Origin of the sequence: Streptococcus orisratti DSM 15617 (genome assembly GCF_000380105.1) — a bacterium.
Taxonomy (GTDB): domain Bacteria; phylum Bacillota; class Bacilli; order Lactobacillales; family Streptococcaceae; genus Streptococcus; species Streptococcus orisratti.
Genome location: NZ_KB904504.1, coordinates 15855 through 38674 on the forward strand (window position 1 = coordinate 15855; position 22820 = coordinate 38674).

Below are 22820 nucleotides of genomic sequence, written 5' to 3' on the forward strand. Positions count from 1 at the left end.
CGGTCGTCTGGGTAGAACAACTTTTTGTTTCTGAAAACTATCGTCATCAGGGCTAGGCAGTTCAATTATTTCAAAAGATAGAAAAATTATCTCTTCCTTTGGGTGGTGAGACCTTGTTCAACTATATCCATTCCAAGAATCATGTCATGTTGGTCTTCTTGAGAAAACAAGGCTACACTTTTTTAAATTTAATTGAAGTGCGTAAAACTTTTGAGAGTGAAATGTTGACGCGAGAAGTTTGTGTCAATGAGGAAAAATTTGTTTATTAAGGAGAAAATATGCGAAAATCATTTTACACGTGGCTGATGACTCAGCGCAATCCCAAGAGTCAGGAACCGGTGGCTATTTTAGCTGACTTGGCTTTTGACGATACGACTTTTCCCAAGCATACAGATAGCTTTGATGAGATCAGTCGTTATTTAGAAGATAGCGCCAGCTTTTCCTTTAATCTAGGACAGTTTGATCAGATTTGGGAGGATTATTTAGCGCATTAAGGGGAGAATGATGAAAAACTTATTTTTAACGTCTTATTTGGCAGGTGTCAAGCACCAATTAGCTAATTTTATCCAAAAACATCAGATTAGTCAGGTTTTATTCATTGCAACAGCTGGAAATGTGGAAGAGTACACCGATTATATTGATGAGGGGCGCGAGCTATTTCAGTCTTTAGGCGTTGTTGTAGAGGACTGTGATATTGCTAAACTAGGAGCAGTAGCTATTAGAAGCAGACTTGATCAAGCTCAGGCTGTTTATTTTTCAGGCGGGAATTCTTTTTACCTCTTACAGGAACTTCAGAAAAAAGTATTGTTGAAATCTTTGAAGGAACGAGTTGAAAATGGTCTACCTTACCTAGCTGAGTCTGCGGGAGCGATTATTGCCAGTCCTAATATTGCCTACAGCCAACTTATGGATGAACGTGAAAAAGCGCCACATCTAGCAAATGACTTTGGTTTGAAGTTGGTTGATTTTTACATTGTTCCTCATGTCGGAGAATTTCCATTTGAAGAGTCGGCGCAAGCCATTTTAGATCAATATCAAGAAAACTTGGCTATCTTACCACTGAATAATGCACAAGCTGTAGTCGTTGAAGGGAATCGCTATCAAATAGTCGAGGAATAGAGAATGGATATTTCGTACCAAGTACAAACTGAAAGGTTTAATTATCGGGTAGCTTCGGTCATTGTTCATGAGGAGCAATTACTTGTGACAACAGATGCCAAGTCACCTTATTTTTACTTGCCTGGCGGTCGTGTGAAAATGGGGGAAGTAGCAGAGGATGCAGTGCTTAGAGAACTTCACGAAGAATTGGAGATAGAAGCAAGTGTTATTAGGCCTCTTTGGCTTAGTCAGTCATTCTTTAATGAAGAAACTAGCCAAGAGTGTTTTCATGACCTCTGTCTCTATTTCCTGATTGATATATCGCAAAGTGATTTGTTAAGCTTGGAGGCTAAATTTAGAAAATGGGAATCACATAAATGGCCTGATTATGAATGGCTGACTTTTGAGGAGTTGGAACGCAGTACTTTTTACCCAGAATTTCTCAAAAAGGAAATCGCCAACCTTCCAGAGCATTTGACACTTCGGACTAATTAATATCAGCTAATGGTAATAAGTATTTGATGGTCAAATCGCAAGAATTGTTGTTTTTTGATGACAAATTCTTCGATTTTTTCTCAAAGATGGAAATTCTTTTAAAAAGAAGTTAAATGGAAGCATTTCACTATTCTTTGTGATATGATATAGGTATGTATACGAAAAATAGAAAAGGAAATCGCATGTCTAAACAAATTACAAAAAAATCTCTTTTATTTTCAACAGTAGCCCTATCAATGTTTGCAGCAAGCCATGTTCATGGTGATGAAGTTAATAATTGGACAGCTCGTTCAGTAGATGAAATCAAGGCAAGTCTTGTTAATGAAGGCAATAAAACAACTTATAAAGTTCAATATGGCGATACTTTGAGCACGGTAGCAGAAGCTATGGGAATTGATGTTAATGTTTTGGCAAACATCAATCAAATTACTAACTTAGATTTGATTTTTCCAAATACAGTCTTGACAACAACTTATAATGACGCTAATCAAGTGGCGACCGTTGCAGTTGAGACACCTGTATCTAAACAATCTTCAGAGTCAGTAAAAGCAACAGCTGATTTGGAAAATAATCAGGTTGTAGTAGGTGATCAAGTAGTGGATGTGGCAGATTTGACACAAAACATCATTAATACTCAAGAGTCAAATCTAAAAATTTATGCCCAAACTACGGAGCCTGTGAAAGATGCTATTGCACAAATCACTGAAACACAACCTTCAATATCTACAGAAGAATCAAGTGAAGAGACTAGTCAAATAACAGATCCAGCTGAAAATTCTGAGGTTTTGACCACAGAAGAAGTAAAAATAGAAGAAGCTACTTCACAAACTGTTGAAGCCACTCAGTCTAGCACAGAAGAAACAAATACAACAGAGCAAGTCTCAGCTTCTGAAACAGCACCTACGGCTGTTCAAGAAGTTACTCAAAATATTATTGAAGATACAGCCGCTCAGTCTGAGCAGCCGGTAGCAGAAACTGTTGTTGACACAAACCAAGTGACTGAGACTCCAGTAACAACTCAAGAACAGGGGGTACAGGCAACAGCTGTAGCGCAAGAATCTGCTGAATCAATAGTCGAAACGATTGCTCAGACACCTGAAGAGTCAGAAACTACAACAGTCACTCCAGTGTCAACGCAAGCGACAACTTATGATAACACAGGGTTGCAACCACAAACAGCGGCCTTTAAGGAAGAAGTTGCGGGTGTATACGGCATTACTGATTTCAGTGGTTATCGCCCAGGAGATCCAGAAGATCACGGCAAAGGGTTAGCGATTGATTTCATGGTGTATGATAATTCAAGCTTAGGTGATCAAGTTGCACAATATTCTGTTGATAACATTGCTGATAATGGTATCTCATATATTATTTGGCAACAAAAGTTCTACTCACCTTGGGATAACATTTACGGACCAGCCAATACTTGGAATCAAATGCCTGATCGAGGTAGTGACACTGCAAATCATATGGACCATGTTCACGTTTCTTTTACTGAATAAATATTATTCTTACTTTTCAACAGCTACTTTTTTAAGTAGCTGTTTTATGCTATAATAAAACAGATTTTTGATACGAAACATAGATAATTTTAAAGGAGAGTGGGCTATATGCACGTACGTAGAGAAATCTGATGGATACTTTGTGAAAATTAAAGTCAATTAAGGTTCATAATGGTGATGAATCGGCTTGACTTTTGATTTTCTAGTGACCTGCTTTGAAAGGTTGTTGACTTCAATCGCCCGATAGGGCTTGTATCAATTATTAAGGAAATTATCTATGTTAAAAAAATCGTATCATCATAATATTGTCTGGCTAGGAGCAACGGAGTTCTTTAGTTTCTTTGGCATTACCAGTTTCTGGATTCTTTTTCTTACTCAACATGGCATGACGCTTTGGCAAGTAGGGATATTGGAAAGTATTTTCCACACTACTAGTCTTTTGTCTGAAGTCCCTTCGGGTATGTTGGCTGATCGTTTTCATTACAGGACGAATTTGTACCTGGGTAGGATCATGTCGATTATCTCTTGTCTAATGATGCTCTTTGGACAAGGAAACTTTTGGATATACGCTCTAGGAATGGTTTTTAACGCCTGGTCCTATAATTTTGATTCTGGGACTAGCTCTGCTATGCTTTTTGAATCTGCTAAAGAAGCGGGGCTTGAAAATAGATTCCTCAAAATTTCAAGTTTTTTATCAGGAACTGCAGAGGCGACTAGGACTATGGGAACAGTTATAGCAGGCGTTTTTGTCCATGGCTTACTTGATGTAACTTACGTGATTCAGATTGCATTTTCACTGTTAGTTCTATTCTTTATCTTTATGATGAAAGAGCCGAGCGTTAAGGAAGAGAGAGATCAGCCAGCAAGTTTAAAAAATATTATAAAGACTGTAATCAAAGTCTTTAGGCGAACTCCGCGATTGCTTTACTGGCTCATGGTGAGTCAATTGATTTGTGTGTTCATGTGTATGTTCTATTTTTATTATCAAAATGAACTGGAATCCCTTGATTCGTGGCAAATTAGCTTAGTGATGTTGATTTCTAGCGGAGTGAATATTGGAGCAGTTTGGTTGGCTAGTCATCTTGGTGAAAATCAAAAAGCAAGCCGCATATTACCAATACTGGTTGCTTTGACTGGACTTCTATACATTTTTAGCTTTACAAAAATACCAATGGTATATGTTCTCATTTATTTGCTGACTGACGGGATATACGCTTTCTTTCTGCCGATTTTTAATAATGATTTGCAGAATCAAATCCCAAGTGATGTCAGAGCAACCATGCTCAGTGTATGCTCTATGTTTTTTAGCTTATCCATGATTCTTGTTTTTCCAATGACTGGGCTTTTTATTGATTACTTTGGGTTCTCGCAAACCTTTTTAGGACTGGGGAGTGTTCTTGTGGTTTTGGGAATGATACTAATATGTGGGCACAGCTATTTTTCAAATGACAGATGACATAAGAAATCACGCAATTGCGTGGTTTTTTGATATAATAAAATATATTACAGATAAAAGAAATGAGGAACTCTATTTGCAAGAGTATTCTGTTGATATTACATTAACCCACCCAGATGATGTTTTAGCTCTTTTTGGAACAAATGAACGTCACTTGAAATTGATTGAAGATCATTTAAATGTTGTTATCCATGCACGAACAGAGCGTGTGCAAATTTTGGGAGATGACGAGGAAGCCGTTGAAGAAGCACGTTTGACCATTCAGGCACTTTTGGTTTTGGTTGGCCGTGGCATGATTGTCAATACTTCCGATGTTGTGACAGCCTTGTCTATGACACAAAATGGTTCCATTGATAAGTTTGTAGCTCTCTATGAGGAGGAAATTATCAAGGATAGTTATGGAAAGCCGATTCGTGTCAAGACCTTAGGGCAAAAGGTTTATGTGGATAGTGTGAAAAAACATGATGTGGTCTTTGGGATTGGACCCGCAGGGACCGGTAAGACATTTCTAGCTGTAACATTGGCGGTGACGGCTCTCAAGCGTGGGCAAGTTAAGCGTATTATTTTGACTCGACCTGCGGTAGAAGCAGGGGAAAGTCTAGGTTTCTTACCAGGAGATCTCAAAGAAAAAGTCGATCCCTATCTAAGACCTGTTTATGATGCTCTTTATCAAATCCTTGGTAAAGAGCAGACTACGCGGCTCATGGAACGTGAAATCATTGAAATTGCACCATTGGCTTACATGCGTGGTCGGACTTTGGATGATGCTTTTGTTATTTTAGATGAAGCGCAAAATACGACCATCATGCAGATGAAGATGTTTTTGACTCGCTTAGGATTCAATTCTAAGATGATTGTTAATGGGGATATTAGTCAGATTGACTTACCTCGCAATGTCAAATCGGGTTTGATTGATGCGACCGAAAAATTAAGAAAGATTAAGCAGATTGATTTTGTTTACCTATCAGCCAAAGATGTTGTCCGTCATCCTGTGGTCGCTGAAATCATCAATGCTTATGAAAATGGTAATCAAACGGGGCGCAGCCATCTTCCAGAAGAAGAAAAAACTGAATTGATGGGAGACAGAAAGTGATGAAAATCGAAATATTAGCGAAGTCTTATAGTTGCCGAAAAGTGACTCAATCAGATATTCCAAGTGTTTTGGCTCTATATGAAAGCAATCCTTTGTATTTTCAATACTGTCCTCCTCAGCCAAGTTTAGATAGTGTGATGGAGGATATTGCTCGCTTGCCTCAAGGGAAAACTCAAGATGACAAGTACTACGTTGGTTTTTGGGACGGTTATAGTCTAGTTGCTGTTATAGACTTTGTTTGTGCCTATCCTGATGAAAAGACGATTTTTATAGGCCTTTTTATGGTCAATCAAGCTTATCAAGGTAATGAAATTGGTAGTCAGATTGTGACCGAAGCGTTAGCTTATTTTGCAAAAAATTTCCAAAAAGTTCGCTTGGCTTATGTTAAGGGGAATCCTCAATCTCAACACTTTTGGGAAAAACAAGGCTTCAAACCGACTGGAAGCGAAATAGAGCAGGAGTCTTATACTGTTGTTATAATGGAAAAGAATTTTTTGGGGTAACTAAATACCATCTAGTAAATTGTATTGAAAGTTTGTTTTGGAACAGTTATCAGTTTTAGACGAAGTAACCTATCGTAGCATGATGACGAATATCTTCTTTATTATCACGATAAGATTATTGGTGGAATCTATGACGATTATTTTCCACTCAAACTTGTTCATATAGCCTTGGATAGTATGACCAACTTACCTAGGTTTAAGAACCTGTATTCACAGTTCAGCACTCCTATCTAAGGCTAGTTTTTGAGCTACTCGTCGTTAGTTTTTTTCAAAATACAGCCGGTATTTCCTCAAAAAACTCCTTGATTAGTGAAAAACTATCTCTTAGATAAAAGCACTTTACTTGTGAATGCAGACTCTAAGAAAAAGGCTAAGAAATATGAAAAGGGAGCTAAGCATGGTTTCCTTTTTCTTTCGCAATGCCTTTAATAATATGATATAATAAACAATGATTGTATTTAGAATGGAGTAGTGTGCGGTGCAACATGTTTTTATTATCGGAAGTCGTGGCTTGCCAGCTCAGTATGGTGGTTTTGAGACTTTTGTAGAAGAATTGGTAAAACATCAACAGTCTTCAAATCTTAAATATCATGTTGCTTGTTTGAGTAACACAGAGCATGAGACCCATTTTGAACACCTGGGAGCGGACTGTTTTACCATTAAAGCTCCTAAACTTGGACCAGCGCGTGTTATCGCTTATGACATGATGGCTATTAACTATTGTCTGAAGATGGTGAAAGAGCAAAGAATTTCAAACCCCATTTTTTATCTTTTGGGAAACACCATTGGTGCTTTTATTGGCAGATTTGTTAAAAAGATTCATGCTGTCGGTGGTCACCTTTTCGTCAATCCTGATGGACTAGAGTGGAAACGTAGCAAATGGTCTAAACCTGTTCAAGCTTATCTTAAGTATGCCGAGAAATGTATGGCAAATCAGGCAGATTTGGTCATTTCCGATAATATTGGTATTGAAACCTACATTAAGAATTCCTACCCAACGGCCAAGACGCGTTTTATTGCCTATGGGACGGATACTCAGGTATCTTCATTAACTGCCAAAGACCAAAAAATCAGAACTTACTTTGAAAAATGGGATTTGACTGAAAAAGGCTACTATCTTATCGTTGGTCGTTTTGTGCCTGAAAATAATTATGAAACTGCCATCAGAGAATTTATGCTGTCTGAGACTAAACGCGATTTGGTGGTTATTTGCAATCATGAAGGCAATGCTTATTTTGACACTTTGAGAGCGAAGACACAATTCGATATGGACGAGCGCGTGAAGTTTGTTGGGACAGTTTATGATCGAGATCTTTTGAATTATGTTCGTGAGAATACTTTCGCCTACATTCATGGTCATGAGGTGGGAGGGACCAATCCTGGTTTACTTGAGGCGCTTGGTCATACTGATTTAAATCTGGTTTTTGGTGTTGATTTTAACAAATCAGTTGCTCAGAGTAGTGCTTATTATTGGACAAAAGAGGCGGGTAATCTAGCCAGCCTCATCAACGATGTTGACAAGCAATCTGATTTTAAAGCCCTTGGTGAGCAAGCACGAGCGATTATCAAAGAAAGCTACACTTGGGAGAAAATTGTAGGGGAGTACGAGGAGTTGTTTTTACATGAAAGTTAATATACTCATGTCCACCTACAATGGTGAGAAGTTTTTGACGGAGCAAATTGAGAGCATTCGCCAGCAGACGGTGACAGATTGGACACTTTATATCCGCGATGATGGTTCTAGTGACAAGACTCCAGAGATTATTAAGGATTTTGTCGCCCAAGATGGCCGAATTTGCTTTATCAATGTTGATGACCGTGAGAATTTTGGGGTTATCAAGAATTTTTACACACTTTTGAAACATAGCAGAGCGGATTATTATTTTTTTAGCGACCAAGATGACATCTGGCTACCTAATAAGTTAGAAGTGACCTTGGCTGAAGCTGAAAAATATGATGAAACCAAGCCTCTTCTGATTTATACAGACTTAAAAATTGTTGACCAAAAACTCAATGTTTTACACGAAAGTATGATTAAGACTCAGTCAGACCATGCCAACACGCAGCTCGTTCAGGAATTAACTGAAAATACGGTGACTGGTGGAACAACGATGATTAACCATGTTTTGGCTGACCTATGGACAACGTATGATCGGTTGCTCATGCATGACTGGTATCTAGCATTGGTTGCAAGTAGTATGGGTAATCTGGTCTATATTGATCAGCCGACAGAGCTTTATCGTCAGCATGAGGCTAATGTTTTGGGAGCTCGTACTTGGTCAAAAAGGATGAAAAATTGGTTGAAACCGCATAAATTAGTCGAAAAATACTGGTGGTTAATTGAATCGAGTCAGACACAGGCTAGATTTTTGTTAGATTTAGATTTAACCAAGGATAAACGAGACTTGGTTGAAGCCTTTGTTACTATTTTAGAACAACCTTTGTTAGAACGTATTAGACGCCTAAGACACTACAAATTGCGAAAAAACCGCAGTTTTCACACCTTGGTTTTTCGCACATTGATTATCACTAAATTTGGTTATGGGAGAAAATAATGAATTTTTTTAATAAGGAAAATCGTATCTTATTAAGAGAAATGGTTAAAACAGATTTTAAACTTCGCTACCAAGGTAGCTTGATTGGGCATCTTTGGTCTATCCTTAAGCCCATGATGCTTTTTGCCATTATGTATTTGGTTTTCATTCGTTTCTTGCGTTTGGATGACCATACTCCTCACTATGCTATTGCGGTTTTGCTTGGGATGGTGACTTGGTCGTTTTTCCAAGAAGCAACCAATATGGGGATGGTTTCTATTGTGACACGTGGTGATCTTTTGCGTAAGTTAAATTTTTCAAAGGAAATTATTGTTATCTCGTCAGTAGTCGGAGCAGCCATTAACTATGGCATTAACTTACTGGTTGTTCTTGTTTTTGCTCTGATTAATGGTGTTAGTATTAGTTGGGGATATTTGTGGATTTTTCCTCTTTTTATTGAGTTAGCTTTGATGGCGACAGGGGTTGCTTTTATTCTTGCTACTCTCTTTGTTAAATATCGTGATTTAGGTCCTGTTTGGGAAGTTGTCATGCAGGCAGGAATGTATGCTACGCCAGTTATTTATTCGCTGACTTATATTCTTCAAAATAATCACTTTACCATTGCTAAACTGATGATGCTTAATCCACTTGCGCAGATTATTCAAGATTTACGTCATTTTATTGTTTACAGCGGTACAACTCGCGGTTGGGATTTGTATAATCATCATATCTGGGGGCTAGTTCCATATTGCTTGCCAATACTCATTTTTATTTTGGGTTACGTCTTGTTTAGTAAGAATGCTAAGAAATTTGCGGAGATCTTATAATGTCAGAAAATCAAGTTGCAGTAAAAGTGGAACACGTTTCCAAATTCTTCAAACTTCCTACAGAAAGTACACATAGCTTGCGTACCGCTCTTGTCAACCGATTTAAAGGGATAAAAGGTTATAAGGAACAACATGTTCTTAGAGACATTAATTTTGAAGTTAATAAGGGTGATTTCTTTGGGATTGTTGGGCGTAATGGCTCAGGAAAGTCAACATTGTTGAAAATCATTTCTCAAATTTATGTGCCTGAAAAAGGTCAGGTGACCATTGATGGTAAAGTCGTTTCCTTTATCGAATTAGGAGTTGGTTTCAATCCTGAATTAACTGGTCGTGAAAATGTCTATATGAATGGTGCTATGCTCGGTTTTACCACTGAAGAAATTGACGCTATGTACGATGATATCGTTGAATTTGCCGAGTTGAAGGAATTCATGAACCAAAAACTCAAAAATTATTCGTCAGGGATGCAAGTACGTCTAGCTTTCTCGGTTGCCATTAAAGCACAAGGAGATATTTTGATTCTGGATGAAGTTTTGGCGGTTGGAGATGAAGCCTTCCAACGTAAGTGTAACGACTACTTCATGGAACGCAAAAAATCAGGCAAGACCACTATCTTGGTTACCCACGACATGGGAGCTGTTAAGAAATATTGTAACCGTGCTGTGCTAATCGAAAATGGTCTGGTTAAGGCTTACGGGGATCCGTTTGATGTTGCTAACCAATACAGCTATGATAATACTGAGCAAGTTCTGGATGAAACTGAAGAAGAAGTTGAAACTAAGGAAGAAGTAGTTCAAGTTGAAAATGTTAGCGTTGAACTTCATTCACCAACTCGTATGACACCAAAAGAGATAGTCTCTTTTACTGTTTCTTATGATGTTCTTGAAGATATCCCTACCTATATTGCTTTGTCTTTAACAGATATTGACCGCAATATTTGGATTTATAATGACAATTCTATGGATATCCCCACATCTGGGGCTGGTCATAAAGAGATAACTTATGAATGCTCGTTGTCACAGGTGAATGATTTGAAGATGAAACTGGAAGTCACTATTCGTGATAAGGAGGGACAAATGCTTGGTTTTGCCAATGCTACTCAAACACCCATTATCTGGATTAATCGTGACGACATTGCTTCAGATGATGAGTCAGCACTGGATTCAGCCAGTGGGTTAATTCAGCGCAATGGAAGTTGGACTTTTAATGATTGAGAATTGAGGATGTAATAATGCCAAAAGTATCTGTTATTTGTACAAATTACAATAAAGGAAAGTGGATAGCAGATGCTATTGATAGCTTTTTGCGCCAAAAAACAACTTTTGAGTTTGAGATTATCCTTGTTGATGATTGTTCAACAGATGAGTCTGTTGATATTATCCGTGATTATGAGCGACGCTATCCAGAACAGATTAGAACTTTTTTCAATGCTGAGAATCAAGGAATTGCTAAAACTTGGATTGCAATTTGTAAGGAAGCACGAGGGCAGTATATCGCTCGCTGTGATGGGGATGATTATTGGATTGATGATGAGAAACTGCAAAAACAGGTTGATTTATTAGAATCCTCGCCAAATTCTCGGTGGTCTAACACGGAATTTAATATGGTTGATTCCATTGGTAGAACTACTCAGGTAGAGGTTTTTAAAAATCAAGTCATCCCCTTGTTGACTTCTTATGAAGAAATGCTTGTTCTGAAGGGCATGACTATGGCATCAACTTGGTTGGTCGATGCCGATTTAATGCGTGAAGTAAATAATCTTATTGATGTCAATACTGCTGATGATACTTTTGATATTCAGGTAGAATTGTTTAGAAAAACAAAGCTAAGTTTTTTACCAGATTCTACGACGGTTTATCGAATGGATCCTGAGTCTGATTCGCGTACCCAAGATAATGTTAAACTGCAGAAACGTTTTGAAAGGTTATTACAAACACAGCTTAATTATTTAGAAAAATATCCGTTAAATTATCATCGCGCTCTTGAACTGCTACTTAGACAGGATAATCATTTTGAAATTGCTCTATCACGGAAAAGTGAGCAGGTATCACAGATTGATAAGCAGTATGTGACCATCTACTTTGCTGGTGAAAATGAGGATTTTAATCAAGATAAAGTATTGGAAATAACTATGAAGTATCAAGACAGCTTCTCGTTTGATTTACCAGAAGATACAGCACGATTACGGATTGATCTTTCTGAAATACCAAGTTTTTATAAGCGAGTTGCTTTAATTGCTAAAGATTACCAGACAGAAATTTTACCAAGTTTTACAAATGGGACACTAATTGGTAATTATGTCATGTTTACTGAAAGTGATCCACAGCTAATTTATGACATTTCAAAAATTGAAAAGAAAAACTTTACATTAAGCTATTCGATGTTTAATGTAGATAATATCAATTCTGACGATTTTGTAGCTAAAATTTTAACTCAGAATCTTTTGGAAGCATCTCAGGAAATAAATAATCTTAATTCTTACAAAGTTCAGTTTGAAATAGCAGATCAGGAGCGTTTATACTACAAGACGGCTCTAGAAGAGATGGTTGTCCGTTATAATTCGGTCACTCATTCGCGCCGTTGGACTATTCCAACAAAAATTATCAACTTTTTTAGGAGAAAAAAATGAAACGTTTGCTCTTATACGTACATTTTAATAAGTATAATCGCGTTAGTTCACATGTTTATTATCAGCTGACACAGATGCGTCCTTTGTTTTCAAAAGTGGCCTTTATTTCAAACAGTCAGGTCAGCGAGCACGATTACCGTAAATTAGTTGATTTGCGATTGATGGACAATTTTATTCAGCGTGAGAATATTGGTTTTGATTTTGCTGCCTGGCGTGATGGAATGACTCATATTGGATTTGAAGAACTTCTAACTTATGATGTCATTACTATTATGAATGATACCTGTTTTGGTCCGCTTTGGGATATTAAGGACTACTATCTCAATTATGAAGCTAACGACCAAGTTGATTTTTGGGGCTTGACTAACAATCGGAAAACTAAGAAATCTCGTCAGACGCAAGGTTTTCCTGAACATATCCAGAGTTATTTTATTACTTTTAAAAAGCCAGTCATTGAGTCACCTGTTTTTAGGCAATTTTGGGAGAAGGTGCGAAATCATACGGATGTTCAAAATGTTATCAATGACTATGAAACTCAAGTAACAACAACTTTTTTGGATGCTGGTTTCCATTACCAGACGATATTCGATACGGTTCATGAAGATACAACGGGAATGCTTCACCCGGACTTTTCATATTATAATCCGACAGCCATTTTGAAGCACAAAGTTCCCTTCATCAAGGTCAAGGCAATTGATGCCCATCAAGGTATTACGCCCTATATTTTGGATGAGATTGCCGACAAGACCAATTATCCGATTGACCTGATTATCTCCCATATGTCGGAAGTAAATTTTCCCGATTTTATGTATCTTTTGGGACATAAATTGGTTAAGCAAGTGGTGCCTGCTGATTTATCTAGCAAGAAAATCGCTGTTCATTTGCATACTTTCTATGTTGATCTGTTAGAAGACTTTTTAGAAGCTTTTGAAAAATCCTTTAATTTTGATTATGACCTGTTTATTACAACAGATGTTGAGGATAAGCGAGTAAAAATTCAAGAAATTTTAACCCAACACAAGCGTCAGGCTGATATCCGGGTGACTGGAAATATTGGACGTGATGTGTTGCCAATGCTCAAACTCAAGGAAGAGTTATCAAAATATGATTATATTGGACATTTTCATACCAAAAAATCAAAAGAAGCGGATTTCTGGGCTGGAGAATCTTGGCGTAGGGAGCTTATTCAGATGTTGGTTTATCCAGCCAATAATATTTTGTCCAACTTTGACAATGAAAAACTGGGAATTGTTATTGCAGATATTCCAACTTTCTTCCGTTACAATAAGATTGTGGATGCTTGGAATGAACATTTGATTGCTCCTGAAATGAATGATCTTTGGGAGCGTATGGGAATGACCAAGGCGATTGATTTCAATGCCTTTCACAGTTTTGTCATGAGTTATGGTACTTTTGTCTGGTTTAAGTATGATGCCCTTAAACCTCTTTTTGAGCTTGGTTTAACAGATGACGATGTACCAGCAGAACCCTTGCCACAAAATTCAATCTTACATGCTATTGAGCGTTTATTGATTTATATTGCTTGGAATGAGCATTATGATTTTAGAATTTCTAAAAATCCTGCTCAAATCACGGCCTTCGTGGATAATAAATTGCTTAATGAACGAGGCAACAGTGCGCCAAACACTTATGTCGATTTCACTTATATGGGTGGTATCAGAGGAGCTCTTAAATATATCTTTATCGGCCCTGCCAGAGCAGTAAAATATATTATTAAACGTTTGTCTCAAAAGGTGTCTAAATGAAAAAATATCTTGAAGAGATCAACTGGATATCTGTTTTACATCGATGTCTTATCATTATCTTCTCAGTGTATTCCAGTTTTTATCTTTTGATGACGCATCTTCTGACTACAAAGGAAATTAAAGCGTCATTCCAAAATTTACATCAATTTCTTTTCTTTGCCTATCTGCTTTCTATAGTGGTTTTAGTAGTATATGTTTCTAAAATCCTATCGAAACGATTTGTTATTCAACTGGCTATCGGATATTTTCTTAGTCAGGTGGTTTCCTATGTTGTCCTTGCGACAAGAAATTTAAATGATAAGTCGTTTAAAATATGGAATTTTGGAAAAAATCACTTTTGGGAAGGTAACGCTTTGCCAACACTTGCTGCTATTTTAATTGTAGCATTACTTATTCAGCAGGTGGCATCAAGAACTAAGTATTTGAAAAAGCTTTCAGTTTTCTTGGAAGACAGCAAAGGATACCATCTTCCACAGTCACTTTTGCTTGCAAATGTTGCACTTCTTGATTCTAAATGGCTAAGCTATTTACGAGGAGAGCTCATTTCAACATTGACTACAAGCGGAACAACTGCCTTTTTAGAGGAATTGTTCAAAATTTTACTTATCTGTTTATTGGCTTTTTCACTGATTGCCTATACAGCAATTGATGGTTCAGAAAAAATGCGGAAGAATCAGCCGAGCCTATCCCTTGCAGTGTTAACTAGTCTTATCTTAGCCTTAATTTTTAACTATACCTTGCAGTATGGTGTTCGAGGCGATTCAGACTTATTGGGACGTTATATCTTTCCAGGGGCAACTCTGTATCAGTTTACTGTCCTAGCCCTAATTTTCATTTTTATCTATCTTATCGTTGACCGCTATATCTCAACAACATTGATGATTATTATTGTTGGAACGCTGGTTTCAGTAGCTAACGTTTTGAAAAATAGTATGCGAAGCGAGCCCTTGTTGATAACAGATTTCGTCTGGCTTCATGAAGTGAATTTATTGCTTAGCTTTTTGGATGCCAAAATGATTTTCTATATTGTTTTGGTCTTCCTTCTGCCAATTGCGGTTTACCTTATTTTTAGAAATCGTTTCTTGGCTGGCAAGCTAGTCTTGAAAAAACGTGTGCGTTGGTCACTTTTAGTCCTTCTTACCACTATTTTTATTTCAGGATTTGCTGTTTTCAAAAATGAAAAGGATGGAAAAGTTGCTTCGGGAATTCCAGTTATCTCCAAAATTAACAACTGGATGGATATTACTTGGATGGGATTCTCAACTAACGCGCGCTATCGTTCTTTAATGTATGTCTGGACCAAGCAAATGACTAAGACAATTATGGAGAAACCAGATGGTTACAGCAAGAAAGCTATTGAAAGATTAGCCAAGAAATATGGGGCTAAGGCAGAAGAAATTAACAAAAGTAGGAGCCAAGAGATCTCAGATCAAACCATCATCTATGTGCTAAGTGAGAGTCTGGCAAATCCCAATCGTATTTCAGGTGTCAGTTTATCGATGGAGGCTATTCCCAACATTGATCAAATCAAGTCCATTACCACCAGTGGATTGATGCATTCGGATGGCTATGGCGGTGGGACAGCTAATATGGAATTCCAGACCTTAACTGGTTTACCATTTTCAAATTTTTCAGCGTCTGTATCAACACTCTACTCTGAAGTTGCTCCTAAAATGTCAGTCTTTCCATCAATCAGTGACGTTTTTCAAAATCAGAATCGTTACGTGATGCACCCATCTGGTGCTAGCAACTATAATCGTTACAATATTTATAAAAAACTTGGTTTTGAACATTTAATTTTTTTATCGGACTCCAAAGAGAAGTTTAAGAATATTACTAAAACAGGTGTCAGCATGGGAGATGACTCGCTCTATAATAACGTTTTGGATAAGATTGATAGCAAACAAAGTCAGTTCTTTTCAATTATAACAATGCAAAATCATGCACCATGGTCGGTTGCAGTTCCCACCGAAATGACTGCTAACGGGCAAGGATTTAGTGAAGATGAAAATTGGAAATTAACAGAGTATTCTAGGTTGCTGACCCATACGGATCAAGCAACTCAAGATTTTTTAGATAGTCTATCTAAAATTGATAAAAAAATCACGGTTGTTTTTTATGGAGATCATTTACCAGGCTTGTACCCAGACAGTGCTTTCACTGAGGATAGTAATGTCAAATATCAAACAGATTATTTTATTTGGAGCAATTGGCAAAATAAGAAACTAGATTATCCATTAGTAAATTCGAGTGATTTTACAGCTGAATTATTTGCACATACAGATTCAAAAGTTTCTCCCTACTATGCTTTGTTAACAGAGGTTCTCAATAAAGTAACGAACTCTAACAACGCTTCAAGCAAAGAGCAGGAAGATATTAAAAAAGATTTGAAACTCTTACAGTACGATATTACTGTTGGAAAAGGCTATATCAAGGAGGATAAAACTTTCTTTAAAATCAAAAATAACCAGTGAGAATCATTTAGAATTTTGAAATACCCTGTCATATGTCTAGATGGTGCAGAGTTGCGCTTTACAGCATTCTCTGTTAGAATTTAAACAAAGAATATGACTGCCATTGGTCAGTCAAGACTGTTATTTAATACTTTCGTTAAGTAAAAACAGTCAACTAGTTAGGAGAATATCATAGTGAAAAAATTAATCATTATCCCTGCTTATAACGAGAGTAGTAATATTGAGCGTACCGTAGAGGCCATTATTAAGGATGCTCCTGATTTTGACTATGTCATTATCAATGATTGTTCAAAAGACAATACTCTTGAGATTTGTCAGAAGAATGGTTTTAATGTTGTATCCTTACCAATTAATTTGGGGATTGGTGGTGCTGTGCAAACAGGTTACCTTTATGCCAAAAAAAATGGCTACGACATAGCTGTTCAAGTTGATGGAGATGGTCAGCATAACCCGTCCTTCCTGAATCAGATGGTCGAAGAGTTGAAAAATAATCAGGTAGATATGGTGATTGGTTCGCGCTTTATCAAGAATGAAGGTTTCCAATCATCATTTGCTCGTCGTATTGGCATAAGGTATTTTACTTGGTTGATTAAACTGATGACTGGTACAAGAATCACGGATGCTACTTCTGGTCTTCGTATGATTAATCGAGGTCTAATTGAACGTTTTGCAGACAATTATCCAGATGACTATCCAGAGCCTGAAACTGTAGTAGAAGCTTTATTGAATGATTATAAGGTGAAAGAAATTCCAGTTATCATGAATGAGCGTCAAGGTGGCGTTTCATCCATTTCAATGAGCAAGTCAGTTTACTATATGATTAAAGTAACCATGGCGATTTTATTTGTAAAACTGAGAGGAAAACAATAATATGACTGCAACAGCAACAATTTTTATCAGCCTTATCATACTTGGCTTTATTGTTTTGGTAATCAATTTGATTAGAAAAGGCAAGTTAGCTATCAAGTTTTCAATTTCTTGGTTTATCTTAGCCTTAATGGTCTTGATTTTTGTTTGGTTTCCAGGACTATTGAAATTTGTCTCATCTCTGTTGGGGATCTATTCACCAACCAATATGCTCTTCTTCCTTGGCTTTTGTTTGAGTTTGAGCATTATTTTCTCCTTGACAAATAACATTTCAATTCAAAATCATAAGTTAAAACATTTGACGCAAGAAATTGCTTTGATGAAAAAAGAGGACAAGCATGATTAAGACACAAACCAGTCCTCAAAAAATATTCTTTTGGAATATGATGGGGAGTCTATCATCAGCTTTGATATCAGTCTTTTTGTTAATGGTTGTTTCACGTGTTTTGTCAACCTTAGACTCTGATATTTATGCTTTTGCCTATTCTTTAGGAAATATGCTTGTTGTTGTTGGACTTTTTCAGGTTAGAAATTTTCAGGCTACAGACATCACTCAAAAGTATTCTTTTTCAGAATACTTTTTGGTACGTTTAATCACCTGTTTTGCGATGATGGCGATAGCAGTAGCTTACCTAGCTTTGACTGACTATGATGCTTATAAGAGTCAAGTGATTTTTTATATCACACTTTACAGAGCTTCAGATGCCTTTTCTGATCTATATCAAGGACTTTTTCAGCAACATGAACGTCTGGACATAGCTGGGAAATCTTTAAGTTTTCGGAATGCAATCCTGTCCATTCTATTTACGATTGTTGTCGTGCTCACGCACAGGCTTTTGTTAGCGATTCAATTGGTCTGCCTTGTATCATTTGTTTTTATTCTCTTCTATGATGTTAGAAAATCTCTATATTTTGACAAGATAGCTTTTAGACAGCTAAGTCAGCTTAGTCTACTAAAGGATGGCATCAAGTTGATGAAGGAAAGTCTCCCACTCTTTTTAAATGGATTTTTGCTTATCTATATTTATAATGAACCAAAGTATGCTTTGGATGCTTTGACTGGTTTGGGAAAGGTTGAGCTGGGATCGCAGACAATTTTCAATATTTTGTTTATGCCTGCCTTTGTCATGAACCTCATGATGCTTTTCTTCAGACCGCTCATCACACAAATGGCCATCTATATTTCTAAAAAGCAGCTAGCTGATTTTAGAAAACTGCAAATTAGACTTTTCTTTTATCTTTTTGGAGCCGGCTTGCTTGTTTTGCTGGGAAGTGCTTTACTTGGAATTCCTTTCTTAAGTTTCTTGTACGGTATCAAGCTTAGTGACTACTGGGTGGCTTTCATGCTCATCATGGTAGGAGGAGCAGTAGGTAGCTTTTCAACGGCTATTGATAACATTTTGACAGCTATGCGGTGTCAAAATTATCTGCTGATTCCATACGTTGGCAGCTTTTGCGCCTCGCTCTTGATGACCAATCATTTAGTAGCTAGTTATCAGATTTTAGGAGCTTCCTTAAGCTTTGTATTGACCATGCTTATCTGGTTAATCCTGTCAATAGCTGTTTATCTATTTACAAAAAAGAAAGTTGAAAAAGGTGATTTATGACTAAGACTACAGGTTTTTCATTATTTGGAATAGTGAAATCAAATTATAAATATGTTTTGTCTATTTTGGCAACTATCATCATGGCTGTTGTTCTTTACACTGATGCCATGGATTTGCCTATGAAATTTTTAGGACTCCTGTTCCTTGTGTCAGTTCTGCTGATTATTTGTTTACCAAGGAAAATAGAATATGCAACTGTTGCTATTATTTTGCTGATGGGATGTATTTCAGCGCTGATTTCCCCGATTAATGATATTCCAGATGAACGTGTCCACTATGCTCGAGCAGTTTACATTTCTGAAGGGGATATCAATTTAAGTAATAAGAAAGCTAATTTGAAGATTTCTGAAGATGTTAAGCGCATTGATGAACATGCAGGGCAGACTATTATTAGCGAGACTTTAAAGGGGACTAAGCATAGTACAAAAGAATTTATCTATCCAGAAGTTAAAATGACAAATGCTTATTACAGCCTATCTTACTTGCCACAAGTTATTGGTATTAGTCTAGGTAATCTTCTTCATTTACCACTTGTGGCGACCTACTATCTTGGTCGAATCTGTAACCTGCTAGTTTATGCTTTACTGATTTTCTTTGCGATTAAGCTGGCAGGGCGTTTGAAGCAGGTTGTTGCCGTGACTTCTCTGATTCCGATGAATATTTATCTGGCTGCTTCCTACAACCAAGATGGTTTTGCGCTTGGTCTTGTGATTTTAGCACTCGCTGTTTTCATGAATATGCTTCAAGCAGAGGATAACGAGATTTCAGGACTGAAATTATTGAGTTATTACTTGTTGTGTGGTTTGCTCGTTCTTAGTAAGTTTACCTATTTCCTTTTGGTAATACTACCGTTCTTTATTCCAAGCACGAAATTTGACAACAACAAAAAGCTGGTTTTTGTCAATAAGATTTTGGGGATTCTGATTGTTACAGGCTTTGCAGCCATTTGGTTTAAACTATATGGCCAAGTGAAAATTCCAATTTTAGCAGATTTCCTTAAGCAAGTTAATGTTGGTGAGCAGATTCATAATCTCATCCATTCTCCACTGGTATATGGTCGAGTGGTGCTTAGAGAAATGCTAGTTAATGTATTTAACCTTGACAACATTCTACGCTTTGGCGGCCTGACTTACGGGACAACCAATCTTTTTACCCTGTATGCCATTTTTACGGTCTTTGTTTACCTCAACAATGCTACAAAAGTTAAGCTTCATTGGTGGACGCATTTAGGTGTTTTTCTGGTGATTGCAGGTATTACTGGGGCAACAGTTTTGGCTATGTTCTTGACATGGACACCAGTGGGCTCTATGGTTGTTTTGGGGGTTCAAAGTCGTTACCTGATTGGTATTTTACCGCTTCTCTTCTTGCTCTTTACCAGTAAAAATCAGCAATTAGAAAAAATATCAGACTTTTTATCAACAAAGACTCTCTTGAACGTAGCCTTGCTTTTTGATATTTGCATGCTCTTGAGTACAATTTTTCGGTATTATAATTAGATGACTTCGAAAGTTAATATTAAAGTCACTTAAAATCAAAAATAGCAATCCGATAGTAATTTGGAGTGCTATTTTTGATTTTAAGTGAGTATTAGTCTGACTTTTGAACAGTATTGAATAACTTACTTTAGTCAAAATTGCGTGAAGAAGGAATACAATAGAAATTAACTCTCATACGTTTGTTGTGTTTTGTAATACAAATTTGATATAATTAAGGCGGATAAATACGGAATTAAGCACCTTTTAACTGACAAGATGAAAGGAGGTAAATACATTTTTTTGTTGTACTAGAGCTTAACTAGACTAATTTCTTCATTTGTGTTTTTGTAATTGTTTCAATGATATTGATAATTATTGTAAGAGGTGATAATAATGAAGAAACATTTAATTATGTTGTTACTTATGCTACTTTCATTAATAGTAAGTGTAACTAATGTTAGTGCTGATTCGTATGGTATAACTTCAAGTGAAGAAAATAAGGGATTAAGTTATTCTTCTCACATATCAGACTATGGCTGGCAGAACTTTGTTAGTGGTGGAGAAATCAGTGGAACAACTGGACAAGCGAGATCAATTGAAGCTGTAATGATTAATTTGTCTGATAAGATGGATGTTTATGGGAACATTGAGTACTCAACACACGTATCGGACTATGGTTGGCAGAATTTTGTTAGTGGTGGAGAAGTCAGCGGAACAACTGGACAAGCGAAATCAATTGAAGCAATGCGTATTCGTTTAACTGGAGAGTTAGAAAAGAAATACGATGTTTATTACAGAGTTCATGTATCTGATATAGGCTGGTTGGATTGGACAAATAATGGGGAACCTGCTGGCACTGAGGGGCTAGCAAAGGGTCTTGAAGCATATGAAGTGAGACTTATTCCAAAGGGAGAGGCATCTCCTGGCACAATGACAAGATCATTCATTAGATTTGTGTTACCAAATTTGTATTATAATGCACATGTTAGGGATGTAGGTTGGAAAGATTTTGTAACCGAGGGAATAACTAGTGGCACTGTAGGTCAGGCAAAACCTATAGAGGCTATCCAAATGAAATTATCAACCTACGATTTTGGTTCTATTCAGTATTCAGCTCATGTTCAAGATTATGGTTGGCAAGATTTTAGGAGTAACGGAGAAACTAGTGGAACAACTGGACAAGTGAAACAACTTGAAGCAATAAAAGTTCAACTTACTGGAAAACTCTTAGAGAAATATGACGTTTACTATAGGGTTCATGTATCTGATATAGGTTGGTTAGGTTGGGCGAAGAATGGGCAGCCTTCTGGAACTGAAGGGTATTTTAAGGCAGTAGAAGGTTATGAAGTTAAAATTTTACCTAAAAATTCTTCAGCACCGGGTTCTATGGATAAATCATTTATAAAGAAAAGTGAATATGAGGGAGCTACTCCTAGAATTACAGATTATATAAATGAAGTGAATAATTATCCTATTGGAGAATGTACTTGGGGTGTGAAAACTTTGGCGCCATGGATACCAAATCAGTTAGGAAATGCCCGTCTCTGGGCCGTAAATGCGAGATCACGTGGATTTCGCATAGGAGCTTCCCCTATAGTAGGTTCTATAGCTGTCTGGCCCAATGATGGTAAGGGTTATGGACATGTTGCCTATGTTATTAAAGTTGAATCAAAAACTCGTATTCAAGTCAAGGAAGCTAACTACTCTGGTAATAGGCGAATAGATAATTATCGTGGATGGTTTAATCCTACTTCTTATAATTGGGGAGGAGTAGTGGTGTATATTTACCCTGATTAGGGTTATCATGCCATTATTTGCTAAAGATTTTCTTTAAGCATATACATTTTCTAAAATAGAATGATTAAGATATGAAGATGCTAGTTAGCTCAATTAGAAGATAAGTAATTTCTTGATTATTTAGAGTGTATATCAGTTTTAGTTGCTTAGTTCACTTTAATTATTCATCAACTGCAATAGTTGACAAACGTACTAAGAACCTGTTTTCACAAGTAAAGTGCTTTTAGATAAGAGATAGTTTTCGGTAATCAAGGCAGTTTTTAGAGAGAATACTGACTGTATTTTGAAAAAAAACTAATAATGATTAGCTGAAAAACTAACTTAGATGGAAGTGCTGAACTGTGAATACAGGTTCTAAGATTAGTAATGAAGAAATCTCCGACAGGAAATTTCTTCATTACTTTTTATGCCCCTATATTCCACTGTGGTGGTTGAAAATTGATATTTTTCAAAAATCAAACTCATATTTTGCTAACTTTTAATTCTACTGCACGGGTGTTGTTTAGTTTAGTATTCATTGATTATAAAAATAATTCTTTTCACAAACTAAGAAAGAAACCTCCAATAGTTTGAAAAACTTTTGAAGGCTGAAAATAATATATTATACTTAACAAAAATCATAAATAGCGATATAATAGTTTTATGACAAAAGAACTTACGTCCTCCCAAATCGAGGAATTAAAACAGGCCCTTAAAGAAA

Annotated in this window: 19 protein-coding genes; all 19 read left to right on the forward strand. The window is 36.7% G+C overall.

Translation table 11 applies throughout. The features are described 5' to 3' along the window. Positions 1 to 278 precede the first annotated feature (278 nt). A complete protein-coding gene (locus A3I7_RS0110075; RefSeq protein ID WP_018376642.1) occupies positions 279 to 494 on the forward strand; it encodes a YozE family protein in 216 nt (71 codons plus the stop codon). A 10-nt stretch (positions 495 to 504) separates the two neighbouring features. Continuing rightward, complete coding sequence (locus tag A3I7_RS0110080) at positions 505 to 1119, forward strand: Type 1 glutamine amidotransferase-like domain-containing protein (protein ID WP_018376643.1); 615 nt, start codon at positions 505 to 507, stop codon at positions 1117 to 1119. A gap of 3 nt (positions 1120 to 1122) precedes the next feature. After that, a complete protein-coding gene (locus tag A3I7_RS0110085) occupies positions 1123 to 1593 on the forward strand; it encodes an NUDIX hydrolase (RefSeq protein WP_018376644.1) in 471 nt (156 codons plus the stop codon). 182 nt (positions 1594 to 1775) lie between these two features. Beyond that, positions 1776 to 3092, forward strand: coding sequence for a LysM peptidoglycan-binding domain-containing protein (locus A3I7_RS0110090; protein WP_018376645.1), 1317 nt, complete (start codon positions 1776 to 1778; stop codon positions 3090 to 3092). A gap of 277 nt (positions 3093 to 3369) precedes the next feature. After that, positions 3370 to 4548 (forward strand): MFS transporter, encoded by a 1179-nt coding sequence (locus A3I7_RS0110095; protein ID WP_018376646.1) that lies wholly within the window; start codon positions 3370 to 3372, stop codon positions 4546 to 4548. Positions 4549 to 4624: 76 nt separating this feature from the next. After that, positions 4625 to 5641, forward strand: a complete 1017-nt coding sequence (locus A3I7_RS0110100; protein WP_033418747.1) for a PhoH family protein — start codon at positions 4625 to 4627, stop codon at positions 5639 to 5641. Then, positions 5641 to 6144, forward strand: a complete 504-nt coding sequence (locus A3I7_RS0110105; protein WP_018376648.1) for a GNAT family N-acetyltransferase — start codon at positions 5641 to 5643, stop codon at positions 6142 to 6144. Before A3I7_RS0110100 ends, A3I7_RS0110105 begins: the two co-directional genes overlap by 1 nt. A 478-nt stretch (positions 6145 to 6622) precedes the next feature. Then, on the forward strand, positions 6623 to 7777 hold the full coding sequence (gene cps2T, locus A3I7_RS0110110) for a beta 1-4 rhamnosyltransferase Cps2T (RefSeq protein WP_018376649.1): 1155 nt from the start codon (positions 6623 to 6625) through the stop codon (positions 7775 to 7777). Then, positions 7767 to 8699: a glycosyltransferase family 2 protein gene (locus A3I7_RS0110115; protein WP_018376650.1), complete on the forward strand. Its 933-nt coding sequence runs from the start codon at positions 7767 to 7769 to the stop codon at positions 8697 to 8699. Before cps2T ends, A3I7_RS0110115 begins: the two co-directional genes overlap by 11 nt. Next, positions 8699 to 9505: an ABC transporter permease gene (locus A3I7_RS0110120; protein ID WP_018376651.1), complete on the forward strand. Its 807-nt coding sequence runs from the start codon at positions 8699 to 8701 to the stop codon at positions 9503 to 9505. Before A3I7_RS0110115 ends, A3I7_RS0110120 begins: the two co-directional genes overlap by 1 nt. Continuing rightward, positions 9505 to 10719, forward strand: a complete 1215-nt coding sequence (locus A3I7_RS0110125; protein ID WP_018376652.1) for an ABC transporter ATP-binding protein — start codon at positions 9505 to 9507, stop codon at positions 10717 to 10719. Before A3I7_RS0110120 ends, A3I7_RS0110125 begins: the two co-directional genes overlap by 1 nt. Positions 10720 to 10736: 17 nt before the next feature. After that, complete coding sequence (locus A3I7_RS0110130; protein ID WP_018376653.1) at positions 10737 to 12134, forward strand: glycosyltransferase family 2 protein; 1398 nt, start codon at positions 10737 to 10739, stop codon at positions 12132 to 12134. Then, positions 12131 to 13900, forward strand: a complete 1770-nt coding sequence (locus A3I7_RS0110135) for a rhamnan synthesis F family protein (RefSeq protein ID WP_018376654.1) — start codon at positions 12131 to 12133, stop codon at positions 13898 to 13900. The genes A3I7_RS0110130 and A3I7_RS0110135 overlap by 4 nt, the downstream gene beginning before the upstream one ends. Next, on the forward strand, positions 13897 to 16374 hold the full coding sequence (locus A3I7_RS0110140; RefSeq protein WP_018376655.1) for an LTA synthase family protein: 2478 nt from the start codon (positions 13897 to 13899) through the stop codon (positions 16372 to 16374). The genes A3I7_RS0110135 and A3I7_RS0110140 overlap by 4 nt, the downstream gene beginning before the upstream one ends. Before the next feature lie 174 nt (positions 16375 to 16548). Beyond that, positions 16549 to 17244, forward strand: coding sequence for a glycosyltransferase family 2 protein (locus A3I7_RS0110145; protein WP_018376656.1), 696 nt, complete (start codon positions 16549 to 16551; stop codon positions 17242 to 17244). A 1-nt stretch (position 17245) separates the two neighbouring features. Then, entirely contained in the window at positions 17246 to 17587 is a 342-nt protein-coding gene (locus A3I7_RS0110150) for a DUF2304 domain-containing protein (protein ID WP_018376657.1), read from the forward strand. Continuing rightward, on the forward strand, positions 17580 to 18848 hold the full coding sequence (locus tag A3I7_RS0110155; protein WP_018376658.1) for a lipopolysaccharide biosynthesis protein: 1269 nt from the start codon (positions 17580 to 17582) through the stop codon (positions 18846 to 18848). Before A3I7_RS0110150 ends, A3I7_RS0110155 begins: the two co-directional genes overlap by 8 nt. Continuing rightward, on the forward strand, positions 18845 to 20344 hold the full coding sequence (locus A3I7_RS0110160) for a DUF2142 domain-containing protein (RefSeq protein WP_018376659.1): 1500 nt from the start codon (positions 18845 to 18847) through the stop codon (positions 20342 to 20344). Before A3I7_RS0110155 ends, A3I7_RS0110160 begins: the two co-directional genes overlap by 4 nt. A gap of 372 nt (positions 20345 to 20716) precedes the next feature. Then, entirely contained in the window at positions 20717 to 22120 is a 1404-nt protein-coding gene (locus A3I7_RS13420; RefSeq protein WP_018376660.1) for a CHAP domain-containing protein, read from the forward strand. The last annotated feature ends 700 nt before the right edge of the window (positions 22121 to 22820 follow it).